Genomic DNA, 22881 nt, shown 5'->3' with positions numbered 1-22881 from the left:
CGCGTCAACGACGGTCGAACCACACCGTCTGCGCGTTGACGAATTCGCGGATGCCGAAGTGCGACAGCTCGCGGCCGAAGCCACTCTTCTTCACGCCGCCGATAGGCACGCGCGGATCGGAGGCCGAGAAGCCGTTGACGAACACGCCACCGGTCTGCAGCCGGCGTGCCAGCTGCATCGCACGGGCATGGTCACCCGTCCACAGATTGCCGCTGAGGCCGAACTCGCTCTGGTTGGCCAGTTCCACCGCATGGTCGGCATCGCGCGCGCGGCTGATCGACGCCACCGGCCCGAAGGTCTCGGTGTCGAAGGCCTGCATTCCCGGCTCGACACCTGCCAACACGGTGGGTGCATAGAAGCTGCCGGGGCGATCAAGCTGCTTGCCGCCCACCAGCAACTGCGCACCCGCCTCGACGGAAGCACGCACCTGCGCATCAAGCTGTTCGAGCAGATCCTGGCGGGCCATCGGACCAATCCGGTTGCCGGCCTCGCGGCCATCGCCGACGGTCAGCGCCTGTACGCGCTCGCAGAACAACGCCACGAAGCGCTCGTACACCGGCGCTTCGACGATGATGCGCTTGCCGGCAATACACACCTGTCCAGTGTTCTGGAAGCGCGAAGCCACTGCGGCATCGACCGCGGCATCGAGATCGGCGTCGGCCAGCACGATGAATGGATCCGAGCCGCCGAGCTCGAGCACCACCTTCTTCAGCGCCTGCCCAGCCTGCGCGGCGATGCTGCGCCCTGCGGCGACGCTGCCGGTCAGGGTCACCGCCGCGATGCGGTCATCGGCGATGGCAGCGCTGGTGCCCTCGCGGCTGATGTTGGCAGCGATGAAGGTGCCCTCCGGCAGGCCTGCATCGCGCCATGCAGCGGCGAGCAGCGCAGCGGTGCCGACGATGTTTTCGGCAGGCTTCAGCAGGAATCCATTGCCGCCCATGAGGATCGGCACGGCCGCGCGCATCACCTGCCAGTACGGGAAATTCCACGGCATGATGCCGAGCACCACGCCCAGCGGCAGGTAGGAGACATAGGCCTTGTTGTCGGCCACCGCGGTCGGCTCATCGCGCAGGAATGCCGCACCGTTGTCGGCATACCAGTCACACAGCACCGCACACTTCTCGATCTCGGCCAGCGACTCGGCGTGGACCTTGCCCATCTCGGCGGTGGCCAGCGCGGCCAGGGGCTCACGGTCGCGACGCAGCACGGCGGCCATCGCACGCAGCACGCCCGCGCGTTGTTCGAGTGACTGCGCACTCCAGGCAGCAAAGCCGGCCTGGCCGCGATCAAGGATCGCTTCCAGCTCGGCGTCAGTGGCGAAGGGGTGGCTGGCAATCTGCTGGCCGGTGGCCGGGTCGCGGGAAATGGCAGCGGGGGCTGCGGGGGAGGCGGACATGCAGGTCTCCTGTTGTCTCGACAACGGGCGACTGCCCGTTTCCTGACAAGGAATGTGGACCCGTTCGGCAAAGGCAACAAGGCGTCTGTTTATCCTGTGACCTGCACTTACCTGCCTGAATGGGGCGGGGTTCCCCGCAGGGCTTGCAGCCCTGCACCCGCGCCTGCACCCGCGGTAGTGCCGGCCGCTGGCCGGCAGCCAGTAGTGCCGGCCGCTGGCCGGCAACCTCAGTAGCAACAGCAACGGCAACAGCGGCGCTCCGTGGGATGGCGGGGTGGGTCCGGTGGCGGGAGACGCCGTAAACCCATCCATGGGGGCTTGGCCGCGGCATCCATGCCGCGGACACTCCCGCCACCGGACCCACCCCGCCTTCGACAATTTCCCGCGGTCTGACGTAGATCCACGCCATGCGTGGATGAATGTCCATCGAAATCGAATATCTCGAATCGAAATCGAAAAGCATCCACGCATGGCGTGGATCTACTGGCCACCGGGAGACTGTCGAAGGCGGGGCGGTGTCGGATTGCGGGGTGTCAGCCGCATGGATGCGGCTGCCAAGCCTACAGGGACGTACTTGCGGCGTCCCCGCAATCCGACATCGCCCCGCCAACCCACGGATAGCCCGCTGTTGCGGTTGCTGTTGCTGTTGCTACTGAGGCTACCGGCAAGCGGCCGGCACTACCGCAGGTGCAGGGCTGCAAGCCCTGCCGGACAACCCCTTACCTGCGCGGCAGGTAGGTCACCAGGGACAGGTCATGCCGGCTCTCCGGCACCAGCGCCACATACTGCAGGTCCAGCAGCCCGCGCGTGGGATGGTTCAGCTTCTTCGCGCCCTCGTCGAAACGACGCACATCGTGCTCCGGCCACCACTCACGGAACTGCTCGCTGTGCGTGCCGATGTCCTCGGCCAGCGCCAGGAACGGCGCCTTGTCCGGCGCCTGCGCCATCGCCGCGCGGAAGCTGGCCAGCAGCCCGCGGGTCATTTCTTCCCAGTTGAGGATCAACGTTCTGTACGGCGGATACAGGAACATCAGCCGCAGCGTGTTGCGCTCATGCGGCGCCAACTGACCGTAGTCGACAAACAGATCGGCGATGGCCGGGTTCCAGGCCAGGATGTCGAAACGGGTATTGCGCACGTAGGCGGGGATCGGCTGCATCGCCTCCACCAGCTGGCGCAGGCCGTCGGTCACCGTCTCGTCGGGCGATTCCAGCGGCACCCCGTAGCCGGACAGCGCGAACGCGTAGGCGCGCTCGTCGTCGCTCATCCGCAGCACCTGCGCCAGGCGCTCCAGCACCTCGGGCGAGGCGCGCACTTCGCGGCCCTGCTCGATCCAGGTGTACCAGCTGACGCTGACCCCGATCGCGAGTGCGACTTCCTCACGCTTCAGGCCCGGCGTGCGCCTGCGCCCCGCTGGCAGCCCCAGCGTTGCTGGTTCGACCCGCGCGCGGCAGGCCTTGAGAAAGCCACCCAGTTCCTTGCGTTCGGCTTCACTGCGCATCATCACCCTGCCCTGCAGGTTTCAACAGCATTGCGGGACGCCCATGACGTCCCGCAACGCAGGGCCCGGGCAGCGGACGGTACCGCTGTCGCCGGGCACGCATCAGGCATCGATGCGCTTGGAGCCGACCGCCAGGCCGGCCTTCAGGCTGGCCTCGACGAATTCGTCCAGGTCACCGTCGAGCACCTTCTGCGTATCCGAGCGCTCGATGCCGGTGCGCAGGTCCTTGATACGGCTCTGGTCGAGCACGTAGTTGCGGATCTGGCTGCCCCAGCCGATGTCGGATTTGGTGGCTTCCACCGCATCACGCTCGGCGTTGCGCTTCTGGATTTCCAGCTCGTAGAGCTTGGCGGCCAGCATCTTCATCGCGTTGTCGCGGTTCTGGTGCTGGCTGCGGCCGGTCTGGCAGGCCACGACCGTGTTGGTCGGGATGTGGGTGATACGCACCGCCGACTCGGTCTTGTTGACGTGCTGACCACCAGCACCGGATGAGCGGTACACGTCGGTACGCAGATCGGCCGGGTTGATGTCGATTTCGATGTTGTTGTCCACTTCCGGCGACACGAACACCGAGGTGAAGCTGGTATGGCGGCGGTTGTCCGAGTCGAACGGCGACTTGCGCACCAGGCGGTGCACGCCGGTCTCGGTCTTCAGCCAGCCATAGGCGTAGTCGCCTTCCACGCGCAGCGTGGCCGACTTGATGCCCGCGACGTCGCCACCGGACACTTCCATCAGCTCGGTCTTCCAGCCACGCGATTCACACCAGCGCAGGTACATGCGCAGCAGGATCTCGGCCCAGTCCTGGGCTTCGGTGCCACCGGCGCCGGCCTGGATGTCGACGAATGCCGGTGCGGTGTCCATCTGGCCGGAGAACATGCGCTGGAACTCCAGCTTCTCCACGTGCGCCTGGTGCTTGTCCAGGTCGGCCACCACGGCCAGCGCGGTGTCCTCGTCCTGCTCGGACTCGGCCAGCTCCAGCAGTTCGGTCGCGTCGCTCAGGCCTTCCAGCACCGCGGCGATACCGCCCACGGTCTTTTCCAGGGTCGAGCGCTCGCGACCCAGGTTCTGGGCGTACTCGGCGTTGTTCCAGACGTCGGGGCTTTCCAGCTCCCGCGTTACTTCTTCAAGACGCTCTTTCTTGGCGTCGTAGTCAAAGATACCCCCGGAGCGACAACACGCGATCGGTCAGATCGGCGATGCGCTGGCGGACAGGATTCAGTTCGATCATGTCGGCGGTTATGCATTCAAAAGATGACTGCAAATGATACCGCAGCCCGGAGTGAACCGGCGCAAAAGCCGGGTTCGTACAGCCCCGGGCCTAACCGCCCAGCGCGTGCCGCAACAGCGGCAGCTGGCGCCGGCTGCACGGCACCCGGGCCCCGTCAGCCATGTGCAGCAAGGCCTCGCCGCCGTCCAGCGGCTCGATCGAGCGCAGCTGGTCACGGTTGACCAGCCAGCTGCGATGGCTGCGCAGGAACAGAACCGGGTCCAGCCGCGCTTCCAGCACCGCCATGGTGATCCGCAGCGGGTAGTCATGGCCGCGCACCCGCAGGTTCACGTAGTTGCCGGCGGCCTGGGCGTACTCGACGTCGGCCGTGGCCACCAGGAACTCCTTGCCCAGCTTGCGCACCAGGAAATGGTCGGGACGATCGACCGGTTCGACCGGCGGGCCCTCATCGGGGGCGGCGAGCAGGGTCGCTTCGCCCTGCCGGCGGCGACCGAACCAGGCCACGGCATGTACCGCCGAGACCAGCAGCGCGTAGGTCTGGATATCCTTGAAGAACTCGTAGAACCATTGTGCCGGCCAGTCCCCGAAGGTGTAGTGGCTGCCCAGCAAGGTATGCATCACCTTGCGCAGCACGACCATCGCGCTCACGTGCAGCAGCCACCACGCTACGGCGCCCAGCAGGTACGGCACCAGTCGGCGCCGCCAGGTGTCGGCATGCAGCGGCCAACGCGAGGCGGCGCGGATCAACAACGCCAACAGCAGCAGCGACACCAGCGCACTGCTGAATTCGTCGATCGTCACCGCCATCCACTGCGGTGGCAGTCCATCCCGTGCAGCCATCATTACCTTGGCCAGCACGTTGGCCGCCGCCGTACCCAGGAACAACACGACCCAGAACACGGCCGCCTGTCGCCCCAGCCTGCTGCTGCCCATCGGTTCGCCACGCACTTGCGGGTCCTGCTGGTTGTGCTCATCCATCGCTGGATTATCGCCAACCACAGCGCCGGTGACGCCCCCCATTCGTCCCCCAACCCCGCCATTGGGCCCTGCAGGGCATCCAGCCAGCCCCTCCTGCTGGCAACAACCCACAAGGACTTCCACCCTGCGAGGACGCCAACACGGATGCCGCCATGACCCGCCGCCACGACCTCGACACCCTGCGCATCGCCGCCTTCGGGCTGCTGATCCTCTACCACGTGGCCATGGCGTACGTGGCCGGATGGGACTTCCACCTCAAGAGCGCTCACGCGGCCGGGTGGCTGCAGTGGCCGATGATCGCGTTGAATCGTTGGCGTATGCCCCTGCTGTTCGCGATTTCCGGCATTGCGCTGGGCCTGTGCCTGCCCGCGTACGGCCGTTGGCAGTTCGCGTTGCGGCGCGGCTGGCGACTGTTGTTGCCGTTGCTGTTCGGCATCGTCGCGGTCGTCTCGCTGCAGGCCTACTGCGAGGCGGTGGACAAGGGAGACGTCACGCCGGGGCTCGGCGCCTTCCTGTGGCGCTACTGGCAATTCCGGCCGTGGCCGGGTGCCGGCTTCAGCGGTGCTGCCTATGGGTTCACCTGGAACCACCTGTGGTACCTGGCCTATCTGATCCCCTACACGCTGCTGGCGATCCTGTCGGCCAGCGTGTTGCGGCCGCTACGCCACCGCCTGCCGGATCTGCATCTGGGCGACCGCTGGATCGCCACGCTGAGCCTGCTGTTGCCGGTGCTGTGGCTGGCGTGGGCACTGCTGGTCATCCTGCCCGCGCACCCGCCAACCCATGCGCTGGTCGATGACCTGTACGTCCACGCCGAATCGCTGCCCCTGTTCCTTGGCGGCTTCCTTGCAGCGCGCTGGCAGCGTGGATGGGATCTGCTGGTGCGTGGCCGGCGGTTGACCCTGGTGCTGGCTGTGATCGGACTGATTGTCGAACTGGGCATCCGCGCACTGGCCCGGATGCCCGATGTTGGCGACCTGCCGGAATGGGTGCTGTCGCTGCCATGGGCGCAGACCGAGCGCGTCGGCCGCGCTATGTACACCTGGTGCGCCCTGCTGGCCATCTTCGGCTGGGCGCAGGTGCTGCTTGCCCGGCCATGGCGTGGCCTGGGCTACTGCCGCGAGGCGGTCTTCAGCTGGTACATCCTGCACCAGACCGTACTGATCGTATTGCTGTACTGGCTGCGACCGCTGCAGCTGGGCCCATGGCTGGAGCCGGTGCTGGTGATCATCGGCACCATCGGTGGCTGCCTGTTGATCCATGAACTGCTGGTGCGGCGTGTGCGCTGGCTGCGGCCGCTGTTCGGGCTGCGAAAAGACGCGCCTTCGCCGGCATTCACGGGTGTTGTGCCAGCACAGTGAGTTCTGGGCCCTTGTAGAGCCGAGCGCAGGCTCGGCTCTACTTCTGCAAGGCCAGGGCTGCAACAGCCACGCATGGCGTGGCTCTACTTCACTTCGAATTCGCCCACCAGCACGGTCTCGGCACGATCCTTCAAGCGCATCGTCACCATCTGGTCCTTCTGCTTCGGCGTACCCCAATGGGTAGTCAGGCGCAGCATCAGCGTCGTCGCGCCGGTCACCAGTTGCTGGCGACTGCCGAAGTAGTTCGCCTCCACCTTGTACTTGCCAGGCTTGGCGTTGCGCAGCGAGAACTGTTCCGGGCCATAGCCACCGGTGAAGTCCTGTGACATCTGCCCGCCCTGATAGGTCAGACGGTTGCCGTAGTAGGCGCGCTCACCGTTCGGGTCGGTCACCCACAGGTCCATGTCGCTGTTGTCGGCATCCCAGGCCAGTACCACGCGCAGGTCCAGCGGCATCGCCTGCAGCAGACGCGGGTCGATGCTCGTGGTGTCCAGCCGCGGCTTGCTGCCGGCCACCAGGTTGGTCAACTCGTCCAGGGCGATCAGCGCGATGCCGTCGAAACGGGAATCCCAAGGGCGCACGACCACCTGGTACAGCGGCGCCAACGCCTGCTGCGGCTTGCCCGCTGCAGCCAGTGCCAGGCCAAGGTCGCGGAAACTCTGCGGCTCCTCCTGACCCATCGCCAGCACCTGCTCGAACACCGGCACCGCCAGCGCCGGAGCGTCGGCCTGCAGCAACCGGTAGCCGAGCACGCGCAGCAGGTGGCGGTTGTCCAGCTCCATCTCGGCCAGGTTGGAGAGCACGCGCAGGGCAAGATCGCGCTGCCCCTGTTCGATCAACAGGTCGGCCACGTCGAGGAAGAATGCGCTGCTGTTGGCGTTCGCAGCTCGCTCGGCGAGATAGCGGTCGTACAGTTGCGACGACGCCCCCTGGCGCAGGCGGCGGGCAACCGGCGAATCCGATTGCCAGGCCGCCAATCTGATTCCCAGCTGGCCGTCATTGGCGGCGGCCGGTCCGGCAGCCATCGCATCGGCGGCGACCTCCTGCATCGGTGCCGGTGCCGGTGCAGGGCGTGCGACCGAACGCTGGCGCGCAGTGGCTGCATTCAACTGCATCTCCGCTGTGGCCGGTGCCGGAGCAGCCAGCATCGCCACTGGCGCCGGCGGGGCGCCCGCCGCCATCTCCAGCGCCTTCGAATCCGCCTGCGGCGGCGCCCCCTTCGGCCAACTGCGGCTCCACCACTGCTGGCGCTGCTGCCACTGCGTCACCACCTTGTCGAGGCGCTGGCGGTCGACCGCATCGCGGTCTGCCACCTGACGAGCGAAGCGCTGGTCATACTCGGCGCGCAGCTTGCCTGACGGACGGATCGCATAGCGCAGGTAGTCGTCCAGGGTTTCCAGCACGATCAGCGAGGTGTCCGGGCCCACCAGGCTGAACTGCTGCGACAGCAGCTGCATCGCCTCGCGGTTGCTGCGTCGATCGGTCGACAACTGCTGCAGGCGCGCCTGTGCCCACAGACCGACCAGCAGATCACCGTCTTCGTTCTTCTGCGTCGCGGGCAGTGCCTGCCACTCGCCGCCGGCCACGCGCACCCGCATCGGCACGCCTTCGGCTGCCAACCGCGCATGCAACCACAGCCAGCCCTGGGCCTGGCTGCGGCGATCGATCACCACATCCTGCACGCCACGGCCGGCATCGATCTGGACATCCAGCGGTACCGACAGCAGTTCCCGTGCGGCGGCATCGACATCGCTGCCGAGTGCCACGAAACTGCCGCCATGCGCCTCGCTCCAACCGCGCAGGCGGGTGGCATCGGTGCGTGCACCAGCACTGCTGATCGCGAACAGGCGCTGGTCGGCGGCCAACGCCGGCAGTGCTTCCGGCCCGTAGGTCAGCAGGCCGTCGCTGACCATCAGGTATTCCTTCACCTCGGGCTGCGGCTGCCACTGCGCCAACGCACTGGCACCGTCCGGCTGTACCGCCATCAACGCCCGGCGCAGTTCACTCCAGTCGCCGCTGCGGATACGGAACCGACGCATGGGCTCGGCACGATCACGCAGCACCGTCAGCGCGACACTGCCCTCGCCCATTGCCGCGAAATAGCGATCAAGCAGCGCGAACTCGCGGGTGCGATCGCGCTGGCCTGCGGAGCCGGAACCATCCCACAGCAGCCCCACTTCCGATGGCACCCGGCGCGGCGCGGCCGACGTCGGCACCGGCAGCTGTGCCAGCAGGTAATGACCGTCCTGCCAGCGTGCAACCTGCACCTGTGCCTTGCGCTCGGCCGGCAGCGTCCATTGCAGCTGGGCCGGCAACTGTGCGCCGCGCCCTTGCCAGTGCAGACGGCCATCGGCGATGCGGAACGGTGCGCTGCCAGTGTCAGCACCCCTTGGTGCCTGCACGTCCAAATCGACGGCGGCGGCGCTGGTGACGAACTGCAGCGGCAGCGTCCAACGCCAGCCCTGCCCGGCGTATGCCAGCGGTTCGCGTACGACCAGCTGCACGCGCCGGCTGCCGCCGGCCGGCAGTGGATACAAGCGCAGCCGGAACTGGTTGCCGGCGGTCTGCTCCAACAGGCCCGGATCGACGCCACGACGGGCGATCTCCTCGAACACCTGGCGACCGCGGTCCTTGGGCACCGGCACCGCTTCGCGCAGTTCGCCATTGATGTCCAGGGCGAAGCCGGTGATCTGCTGGCCCTCGCCCAGCGGGAACTGCAGCTCGCCTTCCAGCACGCGCTGGTTGGGGTTGTGGAACTCCAGGGTGATCCGGGTCTGGGCGATGCCTGCCTGCACCTCGCCCTCGATACGCGCCTGCCGCAGCTGCACGGGTTGTTCTGCCGCGGGTGCGATCAGCAACGGCGTGGACGTCATCGGCGGTGCCGGACGACGCGACGCCTGGGGCGAAGCCGGCCAGGTTGCCAGGGCCAGCAGCAGTACGGTGCAGCAACGGGCGAAGACCATGACAGGACTCCAGTGGGATCGTGATTGCTAGAACGCACCAAACGGGGGGATGGGGTTAACGCGATTCGATGCTGGCTCTTCGCTGCCCCTGGGCGCACCATGTGCGACTTCCCGATCCCGTGCAAGGATGCCCATGCGTTCCCCCCTGCTTCCCACCCTGCTTGCGCTGTGCTGGCCGTTGGCCGCCGGCGCCGTCGATGCGCCTGCCGGGCTGTATTTCCAGCATCACGATTGGGTCGTGGCCTGCGACAACACCCGCACCTGCCGCGCGGCCGGCTATGCCAGCGGCGATGACAGCACCCTGAGCATGCTGCTGACGCGCCAGGGCGGCCCCAATCAGGCCATCAGCGGCCGCGTGTCGTTGCAGCCGATCGACGACCAGCCCCAGCCGAAAGGCGCGCTGCACCTGCGCATCCAGCAGCGTGATCTCGGCGTGCTGGCGCCGGCCAAGGACACAGGCACCTATGCGCTGAGCCCGGCGCAGACCGCCGCAGTGCTGTCGGCGCTGGTGCGCGATGGCGGCATCACGGTTGTCGATGCCGCCGGCCATGCGTGGCCGCTGTCGGACAAGGGTGCAGCGGCTGTATTGCTGAAGGCCGACGAGTTCCAGGGCCGCGTGGGGACGCCGGGCGCGGTGATGCGCAAGGGCACTGCCGCCGAAAGCAGCGTGCCGGCCGCCGTCGCCAAACCCGTGGTGCGCAAGGCAGCGACCTTGTCGACGCCGCCGGACGACCCGGCATTCGCCAAGCTGGCCGCCTCACCGGCGCTGCGTGCAGCGCTGCGCGCCACCCTGAAAGAGCCCAGCTGCGAAGGCCTGCTCGACGCCGACCCGGATGTTTCGATCAGCAATTCGCCGCTGCAGATCCAACGTCTGGACGCCAAGCATCTGCTGGTCAACGTTCCCTGCTGGCGCGCCGCCTACAACACCGGCGATGGTTACTGGGTCATCGGTGAGAAATCGCCCTACCAGCCGCAGTGGGTGACCAGCGATGCGATCGACTACGGCGACGGGCAGATCGTCGCCTCGCACAAGGGCCGTGGTCTGGCCGACTGCGTGTCGGATGAAACGTGGACCTGGGATGGCACGCGCTTCGTCGCGACCTCAGCGATCAGCGGCGGCCTGTGCCGCGGCGTTCCCGGTGGAACCTGGGAACTGCCGACGCGGGTAAGCGAGGTCCGCTGACGCCCCCTTTCTTCATGCGGGCAGGCAGTGCTCGACGATCAGCTGGATCGCGGCGCCACCGCGATAATCATCGCAGGCCAGGCGATAGGCCAGGTGAACATGTTTGCCGGGCGCGTTACCGTGCCAGCCACCGAAGTGGATCGCGTTGATCGTGCCCGGTACGCCAGGCAGGCGCAGTTCCAGCTTCAGATGCCGCTCCTTCAGCACGCGCCAGTTGGCCACTTCGAAGTGGCCGTCGAACAGCGGCTCGGGAAAACCTTGTCCCCACGGTCCGGCCAGGCGCAGCGCATCGGCATGGCGATGATCGAGTTCGTCCGCTGCCAGTTCGCCGTCGCTGAGCACCTGCTGCTGCAGAGCCGCAGGGTCGAGCATTTCGAGCACGGTGGCGACGAAGGCGGCTTCGAAGTCGGCCAGATGATCCAGACGCATGCTCAAGCCGGCAGCCATCGCGTGACCGCCGAAGCGCTCGATCAAGCCGGGATGGCGTGCATCGACCAGCGCCAGCGCATCACGAATATGCAGGCCGGCGATCGAACGCGCTGAACCGCGCAGGGTGTCGGCACCCGGCTCGGCCGGCGCGAACGCGATCACCGGACGATGCAGGCGATCCTTCATCTTCGAAGCGACCAGGCCCACCACACCGGGGTGCCAATCCGCATCGAACAGGCAGGCCGCCACCGGACGCTGACCGGCGGTATCGAGCACCACCCGCGACAGCGCCTGTTCGGCGTCATCGGTCATCGACTGCTGCACCGCACGCCGTTCGGCGTTGATCTGCTCCAGCGTCTGCGCGATGTCACGGGCCTGCCGCGGATCTTCGGTGAGCAGCAGCGCGATTCCCAGCGCCATGTCTTCCAGCCGACCGGCTGCATTCAAACGCGGGCCGAGCCCGAAGCCGATGTCGGTGGCGGTCAGGCGTGCGGCATCGCGACCGCTGGCTTCGATCAATGCCTTCAGGCCGACGCAGCCCTGGCCGTTGCGCAACCGTCGCAGCCCCGCGCTGACCAGGGCGCGGTTGTTGGCATCCAGCACCACCAAGTCGGCGACGGTACCCACGGCCACCAGGTCCAGCAGCGTGGTCAGGTCCGGCCCCTTGCCATCGGCAAATACACCCGCTTCGCGCATCTGCCGGCGCAGCGCCATCAGCACGTAGAAGATCACGCCGACGCCGGCCAGCGACTTGCTGGGGAAGGCGTCGCCGTCCAGATTGGGGTCAACGATGACATCGGCCGGTGGCAGCTGCGGACCGGGCAGATGGTGATCGGTCACCAGCACCTGCCAGCCACGCGCCTTCGCTGCGGTCACGCCGGCATGGCAGGCGATGCCGTGATCGACGGTGACCAGCAGATCCGGCTGCAGCGCAGCCAGCTCGTCCACCAGCGACGGTGACAGACCGTAGCCGTGCACCATGCGGTTGGGCACGGCATGGAAGACATGCTGCGCGCCGAGCATGCGTAGACCGCGCACGCCGACCGCGCAGGCGGTTGCGCCGTCACAGTCGAAATCACCGACCACCAGGATGCGCTTGTCGGAGGCGATGGCCTCGACCAGCAGGTCCACGGCCGCATCGATGCCGGTCAGCAGCTCCGGCGCATGCAGGTTGCCCAGCTTGGGCAGCGCCAGCTCCGGCGTGTGCGCACCACGTGCGGCATACAGGCGGGCCAACAACGGCAGCGTGCCGTCCGGCCAGATGCCGGGTGCGGCGACATCGCGGCGGCGGATCATCGGCGTTTCGGAAGACGGCAGCGCAGCATCGGCGGCAAGGGACATCGGCATCGCCGGGTTACGGAAGACCCGCGCATGATACCCCGCTCGGCTTGTCAGGCTCTGCGCGGGCTTGGCGCAGGCGGGGTGATCGCCCATGCTTGTTCGCTTCTGAAACGGAATTCGCCATGTATCGCCCGCTGTCCGTACTGCTGGCCAGCCTCCTGCTGCCACTCGCCTCCCACGCCGGAAACACACCGCTGGAACCCGGTATCGAGTTCGTGCACCACGACTGGTTCCTGGCCTGCGACAACACCGGCACCTGCCGTGCCGCCGGCTATGGCCCGGAACAGGCTGACAGCCTGCTGGGCCTGATGCTGGAACGTGCCGGCGGCCCCGGCACGGCAGTGAAGGCGCGGCTGCGGGTCGGTGAGGATGGCGAAAGTGCAATGCCTGAAGGATCGATGCGCCTGCAGGTGAACGGCCGCGATCTGGGTCCCGTGCAGGACACCGGGGCCGACGACGCAGTGACGCTGCGACCAGCGCAGGTTGCAGCCCTGCTCGCCGCCCTGCCCGGCCAGGCCCGCATCGAGGTGGTCGACAGCAAGGGCACGCGCTGGCCGATCTCCGATCGTGGTGCCGCCGCCGTACTGTTGAAAATGGACGAGGTACAAGGGCGCGTGGGCACGCCCGGTGCCCTGATACGGCGTGGCACGCGTGCCGAAGCCAGCGTGCCGGCTGCGCGCGTCAAGCCGGTGATCGTGCGCGCCGCGCTGGCCGCTACTCGCCCCGGCGATAGCGCGCTGGGCAGCAGCGAAGCGCTGCGGGACGCCTTGATTGCCACGCTCGGCGAGAGCGACGACTGCCCGCGCTTGATCGAGTACAAGGGAACCCCGGAAATGGTGATCGAGCGGCTGGACGACAGCCATGTGCTGGTGCAGGCGCTGTGCCAGATGGGTGCGTACAACTACAGCAATGGCTTCTGGATCGCGCGCGACCAGCCCCCTTTCGCCCCGCAGACGGTCACGCTCGAAGCAGAGGGCTTCTCGCGCGTCGAGCGCACGCTGTACGCACGCTACAAGGGCCGCGGCATCGGCGACTGCGTTTCCGGCTCGGACTGGGCCTGGGATGGCCGCAGATTCCAGCCCAGCAGTGCCTTCAGCACCGGCCTGTGTCGTGGCATGCCGGGCGGACACTGGACGCTGCCGACGCTGGTCAGCGAGGTTCGTTGAGTGCGCGCATCTTCACTGCTGCGCACGCCGCTGCTGCTGGCCTCCCTCACTCTGGCATCGGCTGCCTCGGCCACCGAATCGCTCGGCACATCGTTCGTCGAGGGCGACGGCGTGATGGCCTGCGACAACACCCGCACCTGCCGGCTGGCAGCGTACGGTCCGTTGGCACCGCTGATGCTGAGCGTGCTGCTCGAACGCGCCGGTGGGCCACAGACAGCGGTCACCGCACGGCTGTCAATGGCCGAGGGCGCCGAGGACGCGCCACGCACCCCTGTGGCGGTGGCACCCGAAGGGACGTTGCGACTGCGCGTGGACGGAAGGGACATCGGTGCCATCGGCCACGGCGAAGCGCTCGATATTGGCCTTGAGCTGTCCGCGCACTACGTGACAGCAATGATCGATGCACTGCTGGAGGGCCGGCGCATCGAGATGAGCGATGCCTCCGGCCACGCGTGGCCGCTGTCGGATCGTGGCATCCGCACGTTGCTGCTGAAGATGGACGAAGCACAGGGTCGGTTGGACACCCCAAGCGCGCTGGTGCGCAAGGGCGCACAGCCAGAATCGAAGGTGCCGGCTGCAGTTGCCGCGCCACCCCTGAAGGCACCGCCCCGTCTGGTCGAAGCACATGACGACGATGGGCAGCTGGCTGAGCGGACAGATCTGCTGCAGCAACTGCAACCGGTGGCCGCCGCGCGAAACGCCTGCGATCGGGCGTCGTCGCGCCCACTGCGCATCGAACGGGTGGATGCCACCCATGTCCTTGCCATGTTGAGCTGTGCAACCGACCGCCACTTCGTCCCGGCGGGCACTTGGCTGATCCGCGACCGTCCACCGTTCGCACCCACGCTGATCTCACGGACCCCGCTGTTTCCGCTCTATCCGCACGCCGTGTTCCTCGAGGAAGGCTTTGTGACCGACACCGATGCCTGCGGGACGAACCGGCACTGGGCGTGGGATGGAACGCGTCTGATCCTGAGCGGGGCGTTTGTCGGCCACTACTGCAGCAGCCCGAGCCGCAGGCATTGGCAGCTGCCGATCTACGTCACCGACATTCGATAGCGCATGGGTCCGACACGGCCTGGCGCTACCGCCCTGCCTCAACCGTCGTGCAGCTGCCGAGGCTTCTTCCAGAACTGCCAGCGCTGGCCCTTGTCCAGCTGGAACTGCAGGCCATCCTCGAAATCCAGCACCAGCCGTTGCAGCTCACCACGCTTGAGCGCGGCCAACAGTGGCCGGATCGCGTCGTTGCCCAGCTGCTGCAACGAGCGCAGCTGGCGCAGGTCGACCAGTGCATCGACCGACTGTTCGCCATCCACCGCTACGCCTGCGGCCTGGGCCAGACCCTGCAGCAGCGCATCGCGGCTGCGCACCTGCGCGTGCGGCGTGGCCACCGATACCGGCATCACGCCGCCGCCCCAGAACCACAGCGAATTGATCGGCTGCTGGCCCTGAGCGGCGCGCTGCTGGTTCCACGAATGGGTGTGCAGCAGCACCTGCGCTTCGGTCATCAGCGCGCGCCAGCGGCGGCCCGCCTCACCCGGTGGCAGGTGCGAGAACAGATCATCACCCAGCACCTCATCCGGACTGTCGAACTCCGGTAGCTCGGTACCGATAGGCAGCCGCAGGTACCAGCGCGAAGGGTCGGGTGCATCCAGCACGAAGCCCGCATCCGCAAACAGCGGCTGCAACACGGGCAGCAGGGCCAATGTATCGGCCAGGCTGGGCCGCAGCGTTTCGCCTTGGCCCATCATGCGCGCGCCGTGCATGTCCGGCACCATGCAGGCCGGATCAGCACGCAGCCAGCAGGCGCCGGCGGCGTCGCCGACGTCGCGCTGGCGGGTCAACGCGGCCACCGGCCACTGCGGCGCGGCGACCGTGAAGTGACGCAGCAGCTGTGCCCGTTCACCGGCGTCGCCCTGCGAGGTGGTGGCGCGGCCCAGGGCGCGCGCCACATCATCCGGCAACGCAGCCACCGCAAAGCGGCTGCGCGCCGGCAACAGCAGGGTCGCCGTCGCCACGGATCAGTCCTGGTAGCTGACGCGGACGATCTCGTACTCGCGCTGGCCGGCCGGCGCATCGATCACGATCGAGTCACCTTCCAGCTTGCCGATCATCGCGCGGGCGACCGGCGAGGAAATCGCGATCAGGCCCAGTTTGATGTCCGCTTCCAGATCGCCAACGATCTGGTACTTCTTCTCTTCGTCCGATTCCACGTCGGCCAGGGTCACGCTGGCGCCGAACACCACCTTGGAGCCTGCATTGAGCTTGCTCACGTCGATGATCTCGGCATGCGAAAGCTCGCCTTCCAGCTGCTTGATGCGGCCTTCGATGAAGCCCTGTTCCTCGCGCGCGGCGTGGTACTCGGCATTCTCCTTCAGGTCGCCGTGCTCGCGCGCTTCGGCGATCGCGGCGATCACCTTCGGGCGCTTGACCGACTTCAGGTGGTCCAGTTCATCGCGCAGTCGCTGCGCGCCCTTCATCGTGATGGGTGCTCTCATGCGTTCAACTCCTTGTGCAGTTCCTGCAGCGACCAGACCGGGCCGGTACCGCGGAATTCCAGTGAATCCACCAGCGCCTTGGCGCCGGCAATGGTGGTCGAATAGGTGACGCGGTGCTGCAGCGCCTCGCGACGGATCGAGAACGAGTCGTTGATCGCGGCACGGCCTTCGGTCGTGTTGACGATATAGACGATCTCGCCGTTCTTGATCGAATCGACGATGTGCGGGCGACCCTCGACCACCTTGTTGATGATCTCGCAGTCCATGCCGTGCTGCTGCAGCCACGCCGCGGTGCCACGGGTGGCGACCAGGCTGTAGCCACGCGCCAGCAGCGCCTTGGCCACCGGCAGCACGCGCTTCTTGTCCGGGTCGCGCACCGACACGAAGGCCTTGCCGACCGGCGGCGCCTTGATGCCACCGGCTTCCTGCGCGCGCGCGAAGGCGGCGTTGAAGCTGCGGCCCACGCCCATCACCTCACCGGTGGAGCGCATTTCCGGCCCAAGGATCGGGTCGACGCCCTGGAACTTGGCGAACGGGAAGATCGCTTCCTTCACCGAGTAGTAGTCCGGCACGATTTCCTTGGTGGCGCCCTGCTCTTCCAGGGTCTTGCCCGCCATGCAGCGGGCCGCGATCTTGGCCAGCGGCATGCCGGTGGCCTTGGACACGAACGGCACGGTGCGCGAGGCACGCGGGTTCACTTCCAGCAGGAAGATGGTGTCGTTGCCTTCTTCGTCGGTCTGGATCGCGAACTGGGTATTCATCAGGCCCACCACGTTCAGGGCCTTGGCCAGCTCGACCACCTGGCGACGCAGCTCTGCCTGGGTTTCAGCCGACAGCGAGTACGGCGGCAGCGAGCAGGAGGAATCGCCCGAGTGCACGCCGGCCTCTTCGATGTGCTCCATCACGCCACCGATCAGGACGTTGCCCTGGGCGTCAGCGATGATGTCCACGTCGCACTCGACGGCATTGTCCAGGAAGCGGTCCAGCAGCACCGGCGAATCATTGGACACCTTCACTGCATCACGCACATAGCGGGCCAGGTCGGATTCGCCGTAGACGATCTCCATGGCGCGGCCGCCCAGCACGTAGCTCGGGCGCACCACCAACGGATAGCCGATCTCACGGGCCAGCAGCAGGGCTTCCTGGTCGTTGCGGGCGATGCGGTTCGGCGGCTGCTTCAGGCCCAGGTTGTCGACCAGCTGCTGGAAGCGTTCGCGGTCTTCGGCCAGGTCGATCGAGTCCGGGCTGGTGCCGATCACCGGCACGCCATTGGCTTCCAGCGCGCGCGCCAGCTTCAGCGGGGTCTGCCCGCCGTACTGCACGATCACACCCTTCGGCTGTTCCAGTTCGACGATTTCCAGCACGTCTTCCAGGGTCAGCGGCTCGAAGTACAGGCGGTCGGAGGTGTCGTAGTCGGTCGACACGGTTTCCGGGTTGCAGTTGACCATGATGGTTTCATAGCCATCCTCACGCAGCGCCAGTGCCGCGTGCACGCAGCAGTAGTCGAACTCGATGCCCTGGCCGATGCGGTTCGGGCCACCGCCCAGGATCATGATCTTGTCGCGGTTGCTCGGCGCGGCTTCGCACTCGTCCTCATAGGTCGAGTACAGATAGGCGGTGCCGGTGGAGAATTCACCTGCACAGGAGTCCACGCGCTTGTACACCGGACGCACCTTGTGGGCACGGCGCAGCGCGCGGATGGCGGCTTCATTGGTACCAGTCAGCTGCGCCAGGCGGGCGTCGGAGAAACCGGCACGCTTGAGCTTGCGCAGGCGCGCCGCATCCAGTGCATCGATGCCATCAGCCGCGACCTGGGTCTCAGCTGCGATGATTTCTTCGATCTGGTCCAGGAACCACGGATCGATGTAGGACAGCTTGAAGATATCTTCCACGCTCATGCCGGCGCGGAACGCATCGCCCACGAAGAACAGGCGTTCCGGACCCGGAGCCTTCAGCTCACGACGCAGGGTCTGCAGATCGTCTTCACTGGTCAGGTCCAGGCCGGTCGGGTCGAAGCCGACCTTGCCGGTTTCCAGGCCACGCAGGGCCTTCTGCATCGACTCCTGGAAGGTGCGGCCCATCGCCATCACTTCGCCCACCGACTTCATCTGGGTGGTCAGGCGTGCATCGGCGGCCGGGAACTTCTCGAATGCGAAGCGCGGAATCTTGGTGACGACGTAGTCGATGGACGGCTCGAACGACGCCGGGGTCAGGCCACCGGTGATCTCGTTCTTAAGTTCGTCCAGGGTGTAGCCCACGGCCAGCTTGGCGGCGACCTTGGCGATCGGGAAGCCGGTGGCCTTGGAGGCCAGCGCCGAGGAACGCGACACGCGCGGGTTCATCTCGATCACCACCACGCGGCCGGTGTCCGGGTTGATGCCGAACTGCACGTTCGAACCACCGGTATCCACGCCGATCTTGCGCAGCACGGCGATGGAGGCATCGCGCAGGCGCTGGTATTCCTTGTCGGTCAGGGTCTGCGCCGGGGCCACGGTGATCGAGTCACCGGTGTGCACGCCCATCGGGTCCAGGTTCTCGATCGAGCAGACGATGATGCAGTTGTCCGCGGTATCGCGGACCACTTCCATCTCGAATTCCTTCCAGCCCAGCACCGACTCTTCGACCAGTACTTCGGAGGTCGGCGACAGTTCCAGGCCGCGGTTGACGATCTCGATCAGCTCTTCGCGGTTGTAGGCGATGCCGCCGCCACTGCCGCCCAGGGTGAAGCTGGGGCGGATGATGGTTGGATAGCCCACGCGGGTCTGGATCTCCAGCGCTTCGTCCAGGGTGTGGGCAACGGCGGCAGTCGGGCACTCCAGACCGATCTCGCCCATCGCCACGCGGAACAGTTCGCGGTCTTCGGCCATCATGATCGCTGCGCGCTTGGCGCCGATCAGCTCGACGTTGTACTTCTCCAGCACACCGTTGTCAGCCAGGTCCAGCGCGCAGTTCAGCGCGGTCTGGCCACCCATCGTCGGAAGCAGCGCGTCGGGCTTCTCCTTGGCGATGATCTTCTCGACCGTCTGCCAGTTGATCGGCTCGATGTAGACGGCGTCGGCCATCTCCGGGTCAGTCATGATCGTGGCCGGATTGCTGTTGACCAGCACCACGCGGTAGCCCTCGTCACGCAGGGCCTTGCAGGCCTGGGCGCCGGAGTAATCGAACTCGCAGGCCTGGCCGATGACGATCGGGCCGGCACCGATGATGAGGATGGTCTTGAGGTCAGTGCGCTTGGGCATTTTCTTCTCTAAGTCAGTACAGCGTGACAAGGGGGGTGATCGCACGCTGTCGATCAGGAATCTTGATCCGCAGCGCCGCGCCAGGGGCAGCCGCGATGCGGAGGCTTACGGTCCATCGCGACGCCACCGGCGAACCGGCGGCGTACTGATCACGCCTTGGCCTGTTCCATCAGCGCCACGAAACGGTCGAACAACGGGCCCACATCAGTCGGGCCCGGCGACGCTTCCGGGTGGCCCTGGAACGAGAAGGCCGGCACGTCGGTACGGGCGATGCCCTGGTTGGTGCCGTCGAACAGCGAACGATGGGTCACCCGCAGGGTGGCCGGCAGGGTCGCTTCATCCACCGCGAAGCCGTGGTTCTGCGAGGTGATCATCACCCGGCCGCTGTCCAGGTCCTGCACCGGGTGGTTCGCACCATGGTGGCCATGGCCCATCTTGATGGTCTTTGCGCCCGAGGCCAGGCCCAGCAACTGGTGGCCCAGGCAGATGCCGAAGGTCGGGATCTTCACGTCGATGAAGGTCTTGATCGCGGCAATCGCGTAGTCGCACGGCTCCGGGTCGCCCGGGCCATTGGACAGGAACACGCCGTCCGGCTTCAACGCCAGCACCTCGGCGGCCGGAGTCTGCGCTGGCACCACGGTGACCTCGCAGCCGCGCTCGGCCAGCATGCGCAGGATGTTGGTCTTCACGCCGAAGTCGTATGCCACGACCTTGTACTGGGCCGGCACGCTGACGAAGGCGTTGGCGTCCAGGTCCAGCTGGCCCTCGGTCCAGACGTAGCTCTTGTCGGTAGTGACCACCTTGGCCAGATCCATGCCCTTCAGGCCCGGGAACTTGCGGGCGGCTTCCAATGCCTTTTCCACATCGATGCCGTCGCCGGCCATCAGCGCGCCGTTCTGGGCGCCCTTCTCGCGCAGGATGCGGGTCAGCTTGCGGGTGTCGATGCCGGCGATGGCGACCACGCCACGCTGGATCAGCCAGTCCTGCAGCGACACTTGGCTGCGCCAGCTGCTCGGGCGGCGCGGCACGTCGCGCACGATCAGGCCGGCCGACCACACCTTGGACGCTTCATTGTCCTGGTCGGTCATGCCGGTGTTGCCAATGTGCGGATAGGTCAGCGTGACCATCTGCCGGGCGTAGGACGGGTCGGTCAACACTTCCTGGTAGCCGGTCATGGCAGTGTTGAACACCACCTCACCGACGGACAGGCCGGGCGCGCCTACGGATTCGCCCTCGAATACGGTGCCGTCTTCGAGGACGAGGATTGCGGCTTGGGTCACGGAATTCTCACTTTGGCTACCGAGGGGGTGCCGAAGTCACGCCTGCGCTTCACGGAAATCCGGTTGCAAAAAAGCGCGGACGTACGGTCTGGGACCGGTCCGGCTTTCGTGATTCGGCGAGTGCGAATTGTAGCGGTGCCGGGGCGCTCGCGCCAGCGGTTATCGCCATTCATGAACAGGCGATTGCGCATTCATTTCAATCCGGGGCCGTATGTGGGCCTTGCCCCCGGTAGTGCCGGCCGCTGGCCGGCAACCACGGGGTGCCCGACGGCAAGGGGATTGCCGGCCAGCGGCCGGCACTACCTGCCTTATTCCAGCAGGTCCCGTACCCGGTAGCTGCCCGCCGCCCGGCCGTGCAGTTGGCGCGCGGCAAACAGCGCTCCGCGGGCGAAGATGTCGCGGTTGGTGGCCCGGTGCACCAGCTCGATGCGCTCGCCCAAGCCGGTGAACTGCACCAGATGCTCGCCGACGATGTCACCGGCACGCAGGCTGGCGTACTGCGCCGCGGCCCCGCCCCGCTGCGCCGCGGCGCCCAGGGTCAGCGCCGTGCCCGAGGGAGCGTCCTTCTTCTGCGTATGGTGCGATTCGACGATGTCGCAGTTCCAGCCGGCCAGCGCCTGCGCCGCACGCTCCACCAGCTCGTCCAGTACCGCCACGCCCAGGCTGAAGTTCGACGCCCACACCAGCGGGACCTTCATCGCCGCCGCCTCCAGCGCCTGGCGCTGCGCAGTGGAAATGCCGGTGGTGCCCGACACCAGCCCCGCACCGCGCTCCACGCACAGTGCCAGCAGCGCATCGAAGCCCTCCGGCAGGCTGAAGTCGATCGCCACGTCGAACACCGGCGCCCCCGGCAGCTCGCTGGCCGCGAAGAACGGCACACCATCGATCACCCGCTGGGCCGGCGCACGGCCGGTCACCGCGGCAACGATCTGCAGGGAATCAGGGTGTTCAGCGGCCAACCGCAACAGGGCCTGGCCCATGCGCCCGGAGGCGCCGTGAATAAGCAATCGCAGGGGAGTCTGGTTCATGCATGCAGGCTAGCGGCAGCACGCATGGTCCGGCAAGCGCTGTCGCTGCTACGCTGCGTGACCTTTTGCCATGGATTGCCTGGCCATCATGCAGATCAGTGAACAGCTGGTACTGGTCACCGGCGCCGGTCGCGGTCTCGGCCAGCACATCGCCCGCACCTTCGCCGCGCAGGGCGCGCGGGTTGTCATCAACTATCACCGCAGCGAAGCGGCCGCACGCGCACTGGCCAGCGAGCTGGGCGGCCAGGCCATCGCCCTGCAGGCTGACGTCACCGATCGCGCCCAGGTCGACAACCTGCTGCTGCAAGCCCTGGCGCACTTCGGCCAGGGCGTGACCACCGTGGTCAACAATGCGCTGGCCGCGTTCTCGTTCAATGGCGATGCCCGCGACAGCGCCGCCGACATCGGCTGGCCAGCCTTCCAGTCGCAGTTCGAAGGCAGCGTGCGCGGCACCCTCAATACGGTGCAGGCCGCCCTGCCCGGCATGCAGGCCCGGCGCTTCGGCCGGGTCATCAACATCGGCACCAACCTGTTCCAGAACCCGGTGGTGCCCTACCACGACTACACCGCCGCCAAGGGCGCGCTGCTGTCGCTCACCCGCACCCTGGCCGGCGACCTCGGCCCGCATGGCATCACCGTCAACATGCTGTCCGGCGGCCTGCTGCGCACGACCGACGCCAGCGCCGCCACGCCAGAAGCCGTATTCGACTACATCGCCGCCAGCACGCCGCTGCGCAGCGTCACCACCCCGGCCGAGTTCGCCGATGCCGTGCTGTTCTTCGCCAGCCCATGGGCGCGCGCCGTGACCGGCCAGAATCTGGTGGTGGATGGCGGCCTGGTGCGGGACTGAACGGATGCGCATTTCAGAGGTCGCGCGCCGCACCGGCGCCAGCGCCAAGGCGATCCGCCTGTACGAGGCTCGCGGCCTGCTGCCACCGGTGCCGCGCCTGAACCGCTATCGCGACTACAGCGAGCAGGACGTAGCCTGGGTGCAATTGATCCGGCAGGCGCTGGGACTGGGCATCGGCCTGGCCGCGATTTCCCGCCTGCAGCGCGATGACGGCCAGCTCGATTGGGCGGCGGTGCTGGTCCTGCTTGAGCGCCAGCGCACGACGATCGCTGCAGAGCGCGAACGCCTCGCCCGCGTCGAGATCGCGTTGCAGCAGGTGGGCGACGAACTGCGGCAATGGCTGCAGCAGGGCGACGGCACCTGCGTACTGGTCCTCGCTGGCTGCCCTGCCGCGGTTTGACTCTGCCCTTGGGGCATAGCGCAACGTCGGGTGCTTTCCAGC

The 22881-nt window shown here is 67.1% G+C and carries 17 protein-coding genes; 6 read left to right on the top strand and 11 right to left on the bottom strand.

The window, feature by feature from the left end; all coding sequences use genetic code 11:
- Positions 1-4: 4 nt before the first annotated feature.
- The 4 genes from ACQ5SA_RS00850 to ACQ5SA_RS00835 all read right to left on the bottom strand — a co-directional run bounded on the left by ACQ5SA_RS00850 (position 5) and on the right by ACQ5SA_RS00835 (position 5056).
- Positions 5-1396 carry an NAD-dependent succinate-semialdehyde dehydrogenase gene (locus tag ACQ5SA_RS00850; RefSeq protein ID WP_499312089.1) on the bottom strand — a complete coding sequence of 464 codons (1392 nt, stop codon included), beginning with the start codon at positions 1394-1396 and terminating at the stop codon, positions 5-7.
- Between the two features lie 719 nt (positions 1397-2115).
- Positions 2116-2898, bottom strand: coding sequence for a helix-turn-helix transcriptional regulator (locus tag ACQ5SA_RS00845; protein ID WP_100465254.1), 783 nt, complete (start codon positions 2896-2898; stop codon positions 2116-2118).
- A gap of 99 nt (positions 2899-2997) precedes the next feature.
- A protein-coding gene (gene prfB, locus ACQ5SA_RS00840; protein ID WP_099818762.1) for a peptide chain release factor 2 occupies positions 2998-4123 on the bottom strand; the annotation gives its coding sequence in 2 pieces (ribosomal slippage) (positions 2998-4047 and positions 4049-4123; 1125 coding nt in all).
- A 90-nt stretch (positions 4124-4213) separates the two neighbouring features.
- Entirely contained in the window at positions 4214-5056 is an 843-nt protein-coding gene (locus tag ACQ5SA_RS00835) for a LytTR family DNA-binding domain-containing protein (RefSeq protein WP_499313253.1), read from the bottom strand.
- Positions 5057-5253: 197 nt separating this feature from the next.
- Here ACQ5SA_RS00835 and ACQ5SA_RS00830 point away from each other — a divergent pair, with 197 nt between their 5' ends.
- Positions 5254-6462: an acyltransferase family protein gene (locus tag ACQ5SA_RS00830; RefSeq protein ID WP_353099269.1), complete on the top strand. Its 1209-nt coding sequence runs from the start codon at positions 5254-5256 to the stop codon at positions 6460-6462.
- A gap of 83 nt (positions 6463-6545) precedes the next feature.
- On the opposite strand, the gene ACQ5SA_RS00825 is transcribed toward ACQ5SA_RS00830, so the two are convergent.
- A complete protein-coding gene (locus ACQ5SA_RS00825) occupies positions 6546-9425 on the bottom strand; it encodes a DUF2135 domain-containing protein (protein WP_499312087.1) in 2880 nt (959 codons plus the stop codon).
- A gap of 133 nt (positions 9426-9558) precedes the next feature.
- Here ACQ5SA_RS00825 and ACQ5SA_RS00820 point away from each other — a divergent pair, with 133 nt between their 5' ends.
- Positions 9559-10608, top strand: a complete 1050-nt coding sequence (locus ACQ5SA_RS00820) for a DUF1176 domain-containing protein (protein ID WP_353099271.1) — start codon at positions 9559-9561, stop codon at positions 10606-10608.
- 12 nt (positions 10609-10620) lie between these two features.
- On the opposite strand, the gene recJ is transcribed toward ACQ5SA_RS00820, so the two are convergent.
- A complete protein-coding gene (recJ, locus tag ACQ5SA_RS00815) occupies positions 10621-12378 on the bottom strand; it encodes a single-stranded-DNA-specific exonuclease RecJ (RefSeq protein WP_499312084.1) in 1758 nt (585 codons plus the stop codon).
- A 122-nt stretch (positions 12379-12500) separates the two neighbouring features.
- Here recJ and ACQ5SA_RS00810 point away from each other — a divergent pair, with 122 nt between their 5' ends.
- Positions 12501-13544: a DUF1176 domain-containing protein gene (locus tag ACQ5SA_RS00810; RefSeq protein WP_353101228.1), complete on the top strand. Its 1044-nt coding sequence runs from the start codon at positions 12501-12503 to the stop codon at positions 13542-13544.
- Complete coding sequence (locus ACQ5SA_RS00805) at positions 13545-14603, top strand: DUF1176 domain-containing protein (protein WP_499312082.1); 1059 nt, start codon at positions 13545-13547, stop codon at positions 14601-14603.
- A gap of 38 nt (positions 14604-14641) precedes the next feature.
- Here ACQ5SA_RS00805 and ACQ5SA_RS00800 read toward each other — a convergent pair whose 3' ends face one another.
- The 5 genes from ACQ5SA_RS00800 to dapB all read right to left on the bottom strand — a co-directional run bounded on the left by ACQ5SA_RS00800 (position 14642) and on the right by dapB (position 21589).
- Complete coding sequence (locus ACQ5SA_RS00800; protein WP_230111102.1) at positions 14642-15562, bottom strand: phosphoglycerate mutase; 921 nt, start codon at positions 15560-15562, stop codon at positions 14642-14644.
- Positions 15563-15565: 3 nt separating this feature from the next.
- Positions 15566-16030, bottom strand: coding sequence for a transcription elongation factor GreA (greA, locus tag ACQ5SA_RS00795; protein WP_207234049.1), 465 nt, complete (start codon positions 16028-16030; stop codon positions 15566-15568).
- A gap of 8 nt (positions 16031-16038) precedes the next feature.
- Entirely contained in the window at positions 16039-19281 is a 3243-nt protein-coding gene (gene carB, locus ACQ5SA_RS00790; RefSeq protein ID WP_499312079.1) for a carbamoyl-phosphate synthase large subunit, read from the bottom strand.
- A gap of 149 nt (positions 19282-19430) precedes the next feature.
- Entirely contained in the window at positions 19431-20561 is a 1131-nt protein-coding gene (gene carA / locus ACQ5SA_RS00785; protein ID WP_499312077.1) for a glutamine-hydrolyzing carbamoyl-phosphate synthase small subunit, read from the bottom strand.
- A gap of 308 nt (positions 20562-20869) precedes the next feature.
- A complete protein-coding gene (gene dapB / locus ACQ5SA_RS00780; RefSeq protein ID WP_499312075.1) occupies positions 20870-21589 on the bottom strand; it encodes a 4-hydroxy-tetrahydrodipicolinate reductase in 720 nt (239 codons plus the stop codon).
- An 88-nt stretch (positions 21590-21677) separates the two neighbouring features.
- Between dapB and ACQ5SA_RS00775 the strand changes: the two genes are divergently transcribed.
- Complete coding sequence (locus tag ACQ5SA_RS00775) at positions 21678-22439, top strand: 3-oxoacyl-ACP reductase (RefSeq protein ID WP_499312073.1); 762 nt, start codon at positions 21678-21680, stop codon at positions 22437-22439.
- 4 nt (positions 22440-22443) lie between these two features.
- A complete protein-coding gene (locus ACQ5SA_RS00770; protein ID WP_353101239.1) occupies positions 22444-22839 on the top strand; it encodes a MerR family transcriptional regulator in 396 nt (131 codons plus the stop codon).
- Positions 22840-22881 lie beyond the last annotated feature (42 nt).

Source organism: Stenotrophomonas indicatrix, assembly GCF_050573115.1.
In the GTDB taxonomy this organism is placed as follows: Bacteria; Pseudomonadota; Gammaproteobacteria; order Xanthomonadales; family Xanthomonadaceae; genus Stenotrophomonas; species Stenotrophomonas lactitubi_A.
The sequence above is the reverse complement of the archived record's forward strand: the minus strand, read 5'-3'. Positions and strand labels throughout refer to the sequence as shown.